Source organism: Streptomyces sp. NBC_00464, from assembly GCF_036013915.1.
Taxonomy (GTDB): domain Bacteria; phylum Actinomycetota; class Actinomycetes; order Streptomycetales; family Streptomycetaceae; genus Streptomyces.
Genome location: NZ_CP107899.1, coordinates 6,978,488 through 6,990,968, shown reverse-complemented (window position 1 = coordinate 6,990,968; position 12,481 = coordinate 6,978,488). Strand labels below are relative to the sequence as shown.

14 protein-coding genes are annotated in these 12,481 nt (G+C 70.8%); 5 read left to right on the top strand and 9 right to left on the bottom strand.

Annotated elements, in window-relative coordinates; all coding sequences use genetic code 11:
* Positions 1-37 precede the first annotated feature (37 nt).
* The 3 genes from OG912_RS31425 to OG912_RS31415 form a co-directional block, all read right to left on the bottom strand.
* Positions 38-598 carry a YbaK/EbsC family protein gene (locus OG912_RS31425; RefSeq protein ID WP_327712263.1) on the bottom strand — a complete coding sequence of 187 codons (561 nt, stop codon included), beginning with the start codon at positions 596-598 and terminating at the stop codon, positions 38-40.
* A 44-nt stretch (positions 599-642) separates the two neighbouring features.
* Positions 643-1,215 carry a helix-turn-helix domain-containing protein gene (locus tag OG912_RS31420; RefSeq protein WP_327712262.1) on the bottom strand — a complete coding sequence of 191 codons (573 nt, stop codon included), beginning with the start codon at positions 1,213-1,215 and terminating at the stop codon, positions 643-645.
* Positions 1,216-1,335: 120 nt separating this feature from the next.
* Positions 1,336-2,073 (bottom strand): acyltransferase, encoded by a 738-nt coding sequence (locus tag OG912_RS31415; RefSeq protein WP_327712261.1) that lies wholly within the window; start codon positions 2,071-2,073, stop codon positions 1,336-1,338.
* Between the two features lie 168 nt (positions 2,074-2,241).
* Between OG912_RS31415 and OG912_RS31410 the strand changes: the two genes are divergently transcribed.
* Positions 2,242-2,772, top strand: a complete 531-nt coding sequence (locus OG912_RS31410) for a gamma carbonic anhydrase family protein (protein WP_327712260.1) — start codon at positions 2,242-2,244, stop codon at positions 2,770-2,772.
* A 29-nt stretch (positions 2,773-2,801) separates the two neighbouring features.
* Here OG912_RS31410 and OG912_RS31405 read toward each other — a convergent pair whose 3' ends face one another.
* Together OG912_RS31405 and OG912_RS31400 are read right to left on the bottom strand one after the other, a co-directional pair.
* Positions 2,802-3,461 (bottom strand): DedA family protein, encoded by a 660-nt coding sequence (locus tag OG912_RS31405; RefSeq protein ID WP_327712259.1) that lies wholly within the window; start codon positions 3,459-3,461, stop codon positions 2,802-2,804.
* A gap of 154 nt (positions 3,462-3,615) precedes the next feature.
* The gene (locus tag OG912_RS31400) at positions 3,616-4,053 is read right to left on the bottom strand and encodes a DUF4442 domain-containing protein (protein ID WP_326740514.1); all 438 of its coding nucleotides are present in this window, start codon (positions 4,051-4,053) and stop codon (positions 3,616-3,618) included.
* Between the two features lie 154 nt (positions 4,054-4,207).
* Here OG912_RS31400 and OG912_RS31395 point away from each other — a divergent pair, with 154 nt between their 5' ends.
* Positions 4,208-5,311 carry a hypothetical protein gene (locus OG912_RS31395; RefSeq protein ID WP_327712258.1) on the top strand — a complete coding sequence of 368 codons (1,104 nt, stop codon included), beginning with the start codon at positions 4,208-4,210 and terminating at the stop codon, positions 5,309-5,311.
* Between the two features lie 53 nt (positions 5,312-5,364).
* The gene (locus OG912_RS31390) at positions 5,365-6,672 is read left to right on the top strand and encodes an MFS transporter (protein ID WP_327712257.1); all 1,308 of its coding nucleotides are present in this window, start codon (positions 5,365-5,367) and stop codon (positions 6,670-6,672) included.
* On the opposite strand, the gene OG912_RS31385 is transcribed toward OG912_RS31390, so the two are convergent.
* The 3 genes from OG912_RS31385 to OG912_RS31375 form a co-directional block, all read right to left on the bottom strand.
* Positions 6,634-7,479, bottom strand: coding sequence for a spermidine synthase (locus OG912_RS31385; protein WP_327712256.1), 846 nt, complete (start codon positions 7,477-7,479; stop codon positions 6,634-6,636). The genes OG912_RS31390 and OG912_RS31385 overlap by 39 nt on opposite strands.
* Before the next feature lie 97 nt (positions 7,480-7,576).
* Positions 7,577-8,746, bottom strand: coding sequence for an elongation factor Tu (tuf, locus tag OG912_RS31380; protein ID WP_326734864.1), 1,170 nt, complete (start codon positions 8,744-8,746; stop codon positions 7,577-7,579).
* Positions 8,747-9,068: 322 nt separating this feature from the next.
* Positions 9,069-9,809 carry a DNA alkylation repair protein gene (locus tag OG912_RS31375; protein ID WP_327712255.1) on the bottom strand — a complete coding sequence of 247 codons (741 nt, stop codon included), beginning with the start codon at positions 9,807-9,809 and terminating at the stop codon, positions 9,069-9,071.
* 49 nt (positions 9,810-9,858) lie between these two features.
* Between OG912_RS31375 and OG912_RS31370 the strand changes: the two genes are divergently transcribed.
* Positions 9,859-10,572, top strand: coding sequence for a TVP38/TMEM64 family protein (locus OG912_RS31370; RefSeq protein ID WP_327712254.1), 714 nt, complete (start codon positions 9,859-9,861; stop codon positions 10,570-10,572).
* Positions 10,573-10,753: 181 nt separating this feature from the next.
* Positions 10,754-11,626 carry an undecaprenyl-diphosphate phosphatase gene (locus tag OG912_RS31365; protein WP_327712253.1) on the top strand — a complete coding sequence of 291 codons (873 nt, stop codon included), beginning with the start codon at positions 10,754-10,756 and terminating at the stop codon, positions 11,624-11,626.
* Positions 11,627-11,756: 130 nt separating this feature from the next.
* On the opposite strand, the gene OG912_RS31360 is transcribed toward OG912_RS31365, so the two are convergent.
* The gene (locus OG912_RS31360) at positions 11,757-12,278 is read right to left on the bottom strand and encodes a hypothetical protein (protein ID WP_327712252.1); all 522 of its coding nucleotides are present in this window, start codon (positions 12,276-12,278) and stop codon (positions 11,757-11,759) included.
* Positions 12,279-12,481: the final 203 nt, after the last annotated feature.

Genomic DNA, 12,481 nt, shown 5'->3' with positions numbered 1-12,481 from the left:
GCCGCCGTGACCCGGCGGCGGTCGGCGGTCGGCGGTCTCAGCCGGTGATCCCCAGTCCTTCGACCACAACGGCGCCCGGCAGGGCCGCCAGCGCCTTGCCCGGCATGATCAGCTTGCCTCGGCGGGAGCCGCTGCCGATGAGGACCCACTCCTCGTCCACCACGGCGGAGTCGATCAACAGGGGCCAGCCGTCCGGGAGTCCGACGGGCGTGATGCCGCCGTACTCCATCCCGGTCTCGCCGACCGCCTTTTCCATCGGGGCGAACGAGGCCTTGCGGGCGCCGAGGTGCTTGCGGACGGCGCCGTTCACGTCGACCCGGGAGTGGGACAGGACCAGGCAGGCGGCCAGGGTGACCTCGCCGCCCCGCTTGCCCGCCACCACGACGCAGTTGGCCGAGCGGCTCAGCAGATCGGCCCCGTGGTGCTCGACGAAGGCCGCCGTGTCGGCGATCTCCGGGTCCGTGTCGACGTAAATGATCTGTTCGGCAGGAACGCCGCCCCAGCCCTCCCGTACCGCTCGCGCCACCGGGGCGGTGAGAAGTCCGAGACGGTCGGCAGCGGGGTGGGCATCCTCGAAGGAGCCGATGGGGGCGCGCATGCGCGCCACGCTAACAACCCCTCATGCCTTCCCGGTTGGACGTCTCATCTGGCGGGCGGGATGGATACGGCCATGGTGACGCCGACGGGCTCGGAACCTTCGTTGCGGTAGGCGTGCGCGTGGTGCGCCTCGAAGGTGGCGGAGGCGCCGGCGGGCACGGAGTACACGGTGTCGTCGACGACGAGGGTGAGGGTGCCCGCGGTGACGTGGAGAAGTTCCACGGTTCCTTGGGGGTGCGGGTCGGACGCGCTGCCGTCGCCGGGCATCAGCTGCCAGGACCAGAGCTCCAGCGGGCCCCTGGCCTCCGTACCGACCAGCAGGGCGTTGAAACTGCCCGCCTCCGTGGACCACATGCGGACGGCCTGGCTCTCGGGGACCAGGCGGACCGGTGCACCCTGTTCGTAGTCGAGCAGCGTGGTGATGCTGATCCCCAGGGCGTCGGCGAGCTTGACCGTGGTGCCGACGCTGGGGTTGGTGCGGGCCTGTTCGATCTGGATGATCATTCCGCGACTGACCCCGGCCCGGGCGGCAAGTGCGTCCAGGGTGAAGCTCCGCTCGCCGCGCCAGCGCTTGAGGTTTCGCGCGAGGGACTGGGTCAGCTGGTCGAGATCAGTCACTTTCCGTCCAATATTCTGGATGAAGGGGTCGAAAATATCGCACTACGGTGTGGTGTACCCCACCATTCATCGCACTGTACTGCGAGGCCCCCTCATGACCTCGCGCTCCGCCCCGGTCCCTCAGCTCTCGTCGAGCTCCGCCACGGCCAGGAGCTGTTCCGGGGTCACACCTGCGGGAATCGGTACCGGGGCCGGCGTCCGCAGGGGCGGCTGCCACCCCTTCTCGGCGTCCCAGCTCCGTACGACACGGGCCGGGGCCCCGGCCACCACCGCGTGGTCGGGCACCTCGCCGCGCACCACCGCACCGGCGGCCACCACGACGTTGCGGCCCAGCCTGGCGCCCGGCAGGATCACCGCGCCGGTGCCGATCCAGCAGCCGGGGCCGATGGCCACCGGCTCCATCCGTGGCCACTGCTTGCCGACCGGCTCCTGCGGGTCGTCGTAGCTGTGGTTGGTCGAGGTGATGTAGACGTACGGTCCGCAGTACGTGTCCGAGCCGATGGTCACCGTGGTGTCGGCGACCACATGGCTCCCGCGGCCCAGCACCACGCCGTCGCCGAGCGTCAGGATGGGATCGGATCCGAGATCCAGATCGGGCATGAGCCCCGCCGTGAGGGTGACCTGCTCGCCGATGACGCAGTGGTCTCCCAGCTCGATCCACCGCTCCCCGAACACCGTTCCCTGCGGGAAGGCCAGCCGGGTACCCTCGCCGATCCGGCCGAACCGCAGCCCGCCGGGGTGTGATGCCGTGACCGCGCCCGTCTGCTGCACCCAGCGCCAGCAGCGGTGGACGGCCCCGGACAGGGCGCGCCGCCGCCAGGCGGTCAGGGAGGAGAACGTGTTTCTGTTCTTCGGCACTCGCACACGGTATCGGCAGGCCCGCGGGCGGCCGCCGCGCCGGCCTGTGATCTTCACCCCACCGCACCACTGAGCGGCGCACCCGTCGCTTACCGTTTCCCGGGCGGGGCCGTCCGGCGACGATCGGACGATCGCGCCCCACAGCACCGGAGCAGGGAAGGACGCGCGATGGCAGAGCAGGCGTTGATCACGGCCATGGGCGGCAAGGAGCCGGTCATCCACGCGGATGCCTTCACCGCACCGACGTCGGTCGCGATCGGTGAGATCACGATGGCCGCGGGTTCCAGCCTCTGGTACCACGCGGTGCTGCGGGCGGACTGCGGCCCGATCGTCATCGGCGCCGCATCGAACATCCAGGACAACTGCAGCGTCCACGTCGACCCCGGCTTCCCCGTCACGGTCGGCGAGCGTGTCTCGGTCGGGCACAACGCCGTGCTGCACGGCTGCACCATCGAGGACGACGTCCTGGTCGGCATGGGTGCCACCGTGCTCAACGGCGCCCACATCGGTGCCGGTTCGCTGATCGCCGCCCAGGCCCTCGTCCCGCAGGGGATGCGCGTCCCCCCGGGCTCGCTGGTCGCGGGCGTGCCCGCCAAGGTCAAGCGGCAGCTGACCGAGGAGGAGCTGGAAGGCATCAAGTTCAACGCGGTCGGTTACGTGGAGCTGGCCAAGGCCCACCGGCAGGCGCACGAGGGCTGAGCGCGAAGGCCCCGGCCGGTCCCGGCCCGTCAGTCGGCGACCGGCACGGAACCCGCTTCCGGTACGGCCTCGGCGGTGGAGTGCGCGGCCGCCTTCTTGGCCCGGTTCTTGATGATCAGCATCGAGGCCAGCCCGATCAGGACCGCGATCGCCAGCCCCAGGTACGAGAACCGCTTGAGCCACTCCTCGGCGACGACACCCACGGAGTAGATGACTGCCGTGGTGCCGCCCGCCCAGGCGATCCCGCCGAGCACGTTGGCGATCAGGAACTTCCAGTACGGCATGTGCAGGACGCCCGCGAGCGGTCCGGCGAAGATCCGCAGCAGCGCGACGAAGCGGCCGAAGAAAACGGCCCACATGCCCCATTTCTGGAACGAGCGCTCCGCCATGGCGATCTGGCCCTCGCCGAAGTGCCGGGGGAACTTCCCGCCGAGCCAGGCGAGCAGCGGCCGTCCGCCCTTGCGGCCGATGGCGTAGCCGATCGAGTCGCCGATCACCGCCCCGGCCGTGGCGCAGGCGCCCAGGACCCACGGGTTGATCCCGTCGTGTCCGGCGGCCAGCAGCGCCGCGCTGATCAGGACGATCTCGCCGGGCAGCGGGATGCCCAGGCTCTCCAGTCCGATCACGACGCCCACCAGGACGTACACGCTGATCGCGGGGACGGTCTCCAGCCACTCCTGGATGTGCAACGCCGGTTCCTCCGTAGTGATGTCCTCATCGCCCGCCGGACAACTCCTCGGCGCACGGCGGGAAGCCTACCGGTCGCCCCGTCGGCCCGGACAGCGCGAAGGGCCGCCCGCTCCCTCCCGGGTGCGTGGCGGCCCGTGGGGGCGCAGGCCGGAATCAGGCGTTCGGCCGCAGCGTCCAGAGCACCGTCATCTCACCGGTCACACCGCCGTCGGCGCGCTGGATCCGGATGTCCACCGGGAACTCGGGGCGCTTGCCCGCGTCGAGCTCGGCGACGACGTCGGCCACCGGGCGGCCGAGTGTGGCGGTCGCGGTGACCTCGCCCATCGCCAGCTTCTTGTAGTCGATCCGGGCGTTCACCGCGAGCGGCACGGCCCGCGTCAGCTGGTCGCCGAACGCGGCCATGACGATGGCGCCGCTCGCCGACTCCGCCAGCGTGAACATCGCGCCGGCGTGCGGTCCGCCGAGGTGGTTGTGGTAGTCGGCCTGGTCCGGCATGCGGACCACCGCGCGTTCGGCGGTGGACTCCAGGAATTCGAGGTTGAGGGTCCGGACCATCGGAACCGACGCGGCGACCATCTCGCCGGCGGTCATCTGTTCAGCGCTCATGAGCCTGATGTTACTCATGAGTAGAGAGGTTTGGCCATGGCTCCGCGGCCACGCACCTGCGCCCCGGCCGCATCCTTCACCGTCCGCTCACGGGGGCGGCCGTAGCCGCCCGGGCGCCGCACCTCTATCGTTACTCGCCATGTGGCCAGGACAGCAGCCGCCCGGGGGCGAGCAAAACCCGCAGGACCAGAACCAGAACCCGTACCAGCAGCCGGGGTACCAGCAGCCGAACCCCTATCAGCAGCCGGGGTACCAGCAGCCCGGTCCCGAGCAGCAGCCCGGGTACGGCTACCCGCAGCAGGGCCAGCCCGGGCAGCAGCCCGGGTACCCGCAGCAGGGCCAGCCGGGATACCAGCAGCCCAATCCCTACCAGCAGCCGACCGTCCCGCAGTACGCGGTGCCCGGTCCGCCCGGCGGGCCCCAGCCCGGCAACGACAAGAAGAAGACGACCGTCGTCGCCATCGTCGCGGCCACCGCGGTCGTGGTGGCCGCAGCGGTCACCGGCGTCGTCGTGCTGAACAAGGACGATGACAAGGACGGCAAGAACGTCGCCGACGACAAGAAGTCGTCCGCGCCCGCCAAGCCCTCCGAATCCGCGTCCTCGCCCGAGGCGAACCCGCGCGGCGCCGACGGGGACGCCAAGCCGCTCATCGCGGGCTGGAAGGTCGTGACCAACCCCAAGTGGGGCACCCAGTTCGACGTGCCCGGCGACTGGGAGGTGGCGGCCCCCGGCATTTTCTCGTACTTCGAGGACGAGTCGAAGGAGAGCAAGCCGCCGCTCATCGGCTTCTCCGCGCCGGCGGACTACAAGAAGAAGTGGTGCGTCGACGACGAGGACAAGGACGGCACCAAGGAGAACTACAGCCTGGCCGGCACCGGCACCCGCGGTGCGGAGGGCGCCACGGACGCCGCTCTGAACGCCCGGAACGAGGCGGGCACCTGGGCGTGGGGCGCGTACGCGCAGCACATGCCGAAGAAGACCATCAAGATCAGCAAGGCCAAGCAGTACACCACCAAGTCGGGACTGACGGGCAGCGTGGTCACCGCCACCGCCCCGAACGTCACCAAGAAGACGAAGTGCGACAGCGACGGCAAGACCATCGCCTTCACCTTCAAGAACAGCAGCGGTGCGTTCTCCTCCTGGGTGCTGTACGCCGCGGCCGGCGTCGAGGGCGAGCTGCCGGACGCGACGATCCAGAAGATCCTGAGCACGGTGCGGCTGGTGGAGATCACCAAGTCCTGACCTCGGCCGGAATGCATTTGGCACAACGGGGTCACTGCCGCGATAGTCCCTGAGTGACTGACGCAGCCGACCCCGCATCCCGCTCGGACCGCCCCACCCCGGCGGGCCGCAACTACCGGCTGCTGACCGCCGCCGCGATCATCACGGGCCTTGGCACCCATGGCGCGCTGATCGCGGCGGCGTTCGCGGTTCTGCAGTCCGGCGGGGACGGCGGGGACGTCGGCCTGGTGGCCGCGGCCAGGACCGCGCCGCTGGTGCTCTTCCTGCTGATCGGCGGAGCGATAGCGGACCGCCTGCCGCGCCACCGCGTCATGGTCGCGGCCAACGCGCTCAACTTCGTCTCGCAGGGCGTCTTCGCCTGGCTGGTCCTGGCCGGTGACCCCCAGCTGTGGCAGATGATGCTGCTGACCGCTCTGTGCGGCACCGGGCAGGCCTTCTTCAACCCGGCGGCCGAGGGCATGCTGATGTCCAGCGTCAGCGGCGAACAGGCGAGCCGCGCCTTCGCCCTGTTCAGGATGTCGATGCAGGGTGCGGCCATCGGCGGCGCGGCGCTCGGCGGCGCCATGATCGCGGCCATGGACCCGGGGTGGGTGCTGGCCGTCGACGCCGTCGCCTTCGCGGTGGCCGGGGCGCTGCGCGCCTTCCTCGACGTGAGTCACATCCCGTCGCGGGAACCCGGCGGCGGTCTTCTCGCCGATCTGCGGGACGGCTGGCAGGAGTTCATCGGCCGTCCCTGGCTCTGGGCCGTCGTGGCCCAGTTCTCCGTGGTCGTCGCGGCGGTCGGGGCCGCGGAGGCGGTGTACGGGCCGCTCGTCGCCCGGGACGAGCTCGGCGGCGCCCGCCCCTGGGGTTTCGCGCTCGCCGCGTTCGGCGTCGGCACCGTGGCCGGGGGTCTGCTGATGGTGCGCTGGAAGCCTCGGCGGCTGCTGCTCGCCGGGACGCTCTGCGTCTTCCCGCTGGCCCTGCCTTCGGCGGGGCTCGCCATCCCACTGCCGGTGACGGGACTCTGCGCGGTGATGTTCGTCAGCGGGGCGGCCATCGAGGTGTTCGGCGTCTCCTGGATGACGGCGATGCACCAGGAGATCCCGGAGGAGAAGCTCTCACGGGTCTCGGCGTACGACTGGTTCGGCTCGGTGGCCATGGTGCCCCTCGCCACGGCGCTCGCCGGCCCGGTGGAGTCGCTGGTCGGACGCAGTCAGGCGCTGTGGGGCTGCGCGGGTCTGGTCGTCCTGGTCACCGGAGCGGTGCTGTTCGTGCCGGACGTACGGAATCTGACCCGCAGGACCGCGTCCACCGAGGTGCTGTCCAAGGTTCCGCCCGTGTCAGCCGATGCTGAAGGCGCCGTCGGGCGGCTCGGGTGAGGCGACCGCCTCGTCATCGCCGACGGGTCGGGCACCCTTGATGAACGCGGCCACCGCGTCGCCGTACTCGACCCGGGCAGGGAACGCGTCGGCCGCGCAGCGACGGATCAGGGCGGCCGTGTCGATGGGAGCCCGCGAGGCGACGAGGACCACGTTGCCGAAGCGCCTCCCGCGCAGCACGGCGGGCTCGGCGATCAGTGCCAACTCCCCGAATACGGTCGCGAAGGTGGCCAGTTGCGAGCGCAGGAAGCCGAAGGGCGCCCCGTCCGCCAGGTTGGCCGCGTAGACGCCGTCCGCGCGCAGAGCCCGTACGGCAGCCTGCGCATAGGGCACGGAGGTGAGGTGAGCGGGCACCCGCGAGCCGCCGAAGACATCCGCGATCACCACGTCCAGCGAGCCGGCTGCGGTCTCCTCCAGCTGCTTGCGGGCGTCCTCGGCACGCACGGTGATCCCACTGCCGTCCGGCAGTGGCAGGTGTTCCGTGACGAGGTCCAGGAGCCCGCGGTCCGCCTCGGCGACCTGCTGCCTGGAGCCCGGCCGGGTCGCGGCGACGTACCGGGGCAGCATGAGGGCGCCGCCGCCGAGGTGCAGGACGTCCAGCGGTGCGCCCGCTCCGGCCGCGCAGTCCACGACGTGGGCCAGCCTTCGTGCGTACTCGAATTCGAGGTGCTCCGGCGCGTCCAGATCGACGTACGACTGGGGTGAGCCGTCGACCGTGAGCAGCCAGGCCCGCTCCTGGTCCACGTCGGGGAGCAGTCTGGCGGTGCCGTGGTCCACATCGCGGACGACGGGTATCGACTCGTTCACGCCCCTATTGTGCGGCGTGGGATCAGCTGTTCCCGACCACGGCGAAGGGTCCGCCTCCCGTGGGTACGGGAGGCGGACCCGGGAACCGCCGTACGCCTCAGAGCAGTCCGGTCACGGTGCCCGCGCCGACGGTGCGGCCGCCCTCACGGATGGCGAAACCGAGGCCGGACTCCAGCGGTACGTCCCGGCCCAGCTCCACGGTCATGGTGACCGTCTCGCCGGGCCGCGCGACCGCCGCCGCACCGAGGTCCACGTCGCCGACGACGTCGGCGGTGCGGATGTAGAACTGCGGCCGGTAGCCGGTGGCGACCGGAGTGGTGCGGCCGCCCTCGCGCCCCGACAGGACGTACACCTGCGCGGTGAAACGCCGGCTCGGGGTGACGCTGCCCGGCGCCGCGACGACGTGTCCGCGGCGTACCCGGTCGCGCTCCACCCCGCGCAGGAGCAGCGCGACGTTGTCGCCGGCCTCGGCGGACTCCATCGGTTTGCCGAAGGTCTCCAGACCGGTGACGACCGTCTCGATGTCCGCGCCGAGCACCGACACCCGGTCGCCGACGCGCACGGTGCCGCGCTCCACGGCACCGGTGACGACCGTGCCCCGGCCGGTGATGGTCAGGACGTTCTCTACCGACAGCAGGAACGGCGCGTCGGTGTAGCGCACCGGCATCGGTACGTATGTGTCGACGGCGTCGAGCAACGCCTCCACCGCCGCGGTCCAGCGTGGGTCGCCCTCCAGCGCCCGCAGACCCGACACCCGCACGACGGGCACGGTGTCGCCGCCGTAGCCGTGGGAGCTCAGCAGCTCACGTACCTCCAGCTCGACCAGGTCGGTCAGCTCGGGGTCACCCGCGTCCGCCTTGTTGAGGGCGACCACGATGTGGTCGACACCCACCTGACGGGCGAGCAGCACGTGCTCCGCGGTCTGCGGCATGATCCCGTCCAGCGCGGAGACGACGAGGATCGCCCCGTCGAGCTGGGCGGCGCCGGTCACCATGTTCTTGATGTAGTCGGCGTGTCCTGGCATGTCGACGTGCGCGTAGTGGCGGGTGCCGGTCTCGTACTCGACGTGCGCGATGTTGATGGTGATGCCGCGCTGCGCCTCCTCGGGAGCCCGGTCGATGCGGTCGAAGGGGACGAACGTGCCGGTGCCGCGGTCGCTGAGGACCTTGGTGATGGCGGCGGTCAGGGTGGTCTTGCCGTGGTCGACGTGGCCCATGGTGCCGATGTTGAGGTGTGGCTTGGTGCGCACGTATGCCGTCTTGGGCATGGTGAATTCCTTGGGTGCGAAGCTGAGGAACGAAGACCCCGGGGCCCGGCCGACCCTCCCCTTGCGGGGTCCGCCGGACAGTCGGAGGAGGGTCAGCTTCGGGCGCCGCCGATGGGCGCTGCGGCAGCGGTGAACGCTGCTGCGACAACTGCTGCGAGGGGGCTCACGGCAGCCTTCGGCGTGTCCGCGACTGCGGACTGCGCTGCGAGGAAGGCGTACCGGAACATGGCTCGATCATGTCCGACGCCTGCGGGCTCGTCGAGCGAATTTCTCTGGGCGGTACGGGGGCTGGGCGGTACGGGGGCTGGGCAGCCCCCGTACCTCATCGGAGGTGCTTGGTGGCCTCTCGTACGGACAGCGGCGCCAGCCGGTCCCGGGCGCCGTCGACGAAGTCGCGTACGGCCTGCGGGTCCGTCTTGGAGTGCTCGCGCAGGCACCAGCCGATCGCCTTGCGGATGAAGAAGTCGGGGTGGTCCGCGCGGCGCAGGCAGTAGGCGAAGAGCCGCTGCGTGTCGGTGGCTTCCTTGAAGCGGAGCTGGTGCAGCAGTGCGGTGCGGACGATCCAGAGGTCGTCGTCCTCGATCCACGCGTCCATGGTCCGCCGGAGCTCCGGGTCGGCGGCCACCAGCGGTCCTGCGACATGGGCTGCCAGCAGGTCGACGGTGTCCCACCAGGAAACGGTGGTGACCAGGTGGCGCAGTACCGGCACGAATCCGGACGAGCAGCGTGCGACGTGGCGGCGCAGGTAGTCGGCGGCGAAGTAGTGGTACTCGCGCTCGGGCAGCGCCCAGCAGCGCACCGCGATCGCCACGCAGTCCGTCTCCTCGGGGCGTGCGGTGCCTTCGAGGACCGTACGGGACAGCGCCCGGCGGCGGGGTGTGGGAATGCCGAGGAACGGCGCGACGTGCTTCATGTACGCGGCGGCCGAGCGGGCGCGCACGGGGTCGGCGGCCGTGGGGTACAGCACGGTCAGCCGGTCCAGCACCGTGTCGGCGAGCACGCTGCGGGGCAGGCCGGGTCCCGGTTCGGCGGTCTCCCTGTCCGGTTCGGCTCCATGGCTCATCACGGTCACATTACGGCGATCACACATGGGTGTCGGTTACTCTCCCCGCATGCTCGACCCCGTCCCCGCCACCCGGCCCGCCGGTGGCCTCGCCGTGCGCTGCACGCGGGTGCTGCTGTCGCCCTGGTCCCGGTTCTCCCTGCTCGTCGCGGTGCTGCTGGCCGCCGCGACGACGATGCTGCTCCTGGAACCCCAGCGGCTGCTGGCCTCCGGCTGGCCGGCCGAGCTGAGCGGCGGGGCCGCCGCGGTCGTGCTCTTCGGCCTCGCGTACGGGGTCTGCACGGTGGCCTTCGTGCCGAGACCGCTGCTCAATCTCGCCGCCGGTGCGCTGTTCGGGTCGCAGGCGGGGCTGGCGGCTGCGCTGGCGGGCACGGTGCTGGGCGCGGGCATCTCGTTCATGCTCGGCCGGGTGCTGGGGCAGGATGCGCTGCGTACGCTGCTGCGCGGGCGCTGGATGCGGGCGGCGGACGGCCAGCTGAGCAGGCACGGATTCCGCTCGATGCTGGCGCTGAGGCTGTTCCCCGGGGTGCCGTTCGCCGCCGCCAACTACTGCGCGGCCGTCTCGCGCATGGGGTATCCGCCGTTCCTCGTCGCGACCGGCCTCGGGTCGATCCCGAACACAGCCGCGTACGTCGTGGCGGGGAGCTCGGCCTCCTCGCCGACCTCGCCCGCCTTCCTGGCCGCGATGGGCTTCATCGTGCTGACGGGCGCCGCCGGAGCCGTGGTCGCCTGGCGCCGGCGTCACCGGCTGGGCGCGGAGTGATGCGACGGGCCGCACGGGGGTTGTCGTAACTCTGTTCATCCGGGGGCGATACGCTGCCCGCGACCGACAGACGATCTCCGGGCCCGGCGCGGCCCTGTCATCGCACGACCGCAATCCGCACGCAGCCGACGGCGCCACGCCGTCGGCCGATGCATGATCACTCCGGGATGGCCCAAGCCCCATGAGCTGGTTCGAATCGTTCGTCCTCGGCCTCGTTCAAGGACTGACCGAGTTCCTGCCGATCTCCTCCAGCGCGCATCTGCGGCTCACCGCGGCGTTCGCCGGCTGGCACGATCCTGGCGCGGCGTTCACCGCGATCACCCAGATCGGCACGGAGGCCGCAGTCCTCATCTACTTCCGCAAGGACATCGTCCGCATCGTCTCGGCGTGGTTCAAGTCGCTGACGGACCGTTCGATGCGAGGCGACCACGACGCGCAGATGGGCTGGCTGGTCATCGTCGGCTCGATTCCCATCGGCGTGCTCGGGGTGACGTTCAAGGACCAGATCGAGGGCCCGTTCCGCGATCTGCGCCTGATCGCCACCACGCTGATCGTGATGGGCATCGTCCTCGGCATCGCCGACCGCCTTGCCGCACGCGACGAGAACGGCGGCAAGCACCGTGCCATCAAGGAGCGCAAGTCGCTCAAGGAGCTCGGCGTCAAGGACGGGCTGATCTTCGGCTTCTGCCAGGCGATGGCGCTGATCCCGGGCGTCTCCCGGTCGGGCGCGACCATCAGCGGTGGTCTGCTGATGGGCTACACCCGTGAGGCGGCGGCACGTTACTCGTTCCTGCTTGCCATTCCGGCGGTGCTCGCCTCCGGCGTCTTCGAGCTGAAGGACGCGGGTGAGGGCCATGTGTCGTGGGGCCCGACGATCTTCGCGACCTTCATCGCGTTCGGTGTGGGGTACGTGGTCATCGCCTGGTTCATGAAGTTCATCACGACCAAGAGCTTCATGCCGTTCGTGATCTACCGGATCATCCTGGGCATCGTCCTGTTCATCCTGGTCGGCGCGGGGTCCCTGAGCCCGCACGCGGGTGAATCTGCGGGCTAGCCGAGTGGCCGCACCCAGCGCGATCCGACACTTTGGCGCGTCTGCGGGTCATGACGCAGCCGGCGCACCCCGCGCCCCCCGGGGAATCGCGTCCCGGGAGCGCGGGGTGGTGCGGGTGCGAGGTGCACTCCTAGCCGACCTGCTGCAATGCCCAGTAGTGCGGCTCGATGGGGGCCCGCCTCACCACGATGTGACCGTTTACGCCGGGGTCGTCCACCAGCTTGCCCCATGAGTTGGACTGGTCGCTGGGGGTGTGCTCGATGTCGGCCCACACCACGCTGCCGGGTCCGGCGGAGCCGTAGGAGACGGTCCACTCGGCGTACTTGCCGGCACAGTCGTTGGCCATCACCCGGTAATCCGTGGCCAGGCTCAGGCAGGTGCGGGGGTTCGAGCCCGGCGTGGAGACTTCCATCGTTCCGTTGGGGCGTTGCCGTACCTGCCAGTTCGCCGAGGTGTTCGCGTTCTCCGTGCAGTCGCCCAGCGACACCATGCCCCTGTTTCCGTTCGGTTTGGGCCAGATCAGGCACTTGCCGTCCTGGAGAGCCGCGAACCGGTACACCCCGTCGACGAGCGGGGCGGCGTGGGCGGGTTGCGCAAGTGCCGCGGTGGCGGCAACCGTGGCGGCCATGACAGCGATGATGCGTGAACGCATGGGATGGGACTCCTCGAACAGCCTTGGTCGCGCCGCTCGCACGGCACGGACCCCGGTCGATGCACATTCCGCCGGAGACGGCGGAGGCATCGAATCCTGGAACACCGGCCCGCCCGGCAGCAGCCCGCGGCAGCCGCTGTCACTCCCCTGGCTGAGCCGCATCACCCGATGGCGTGGCGGCTCCGGGCTGTGGCCTCACCGAG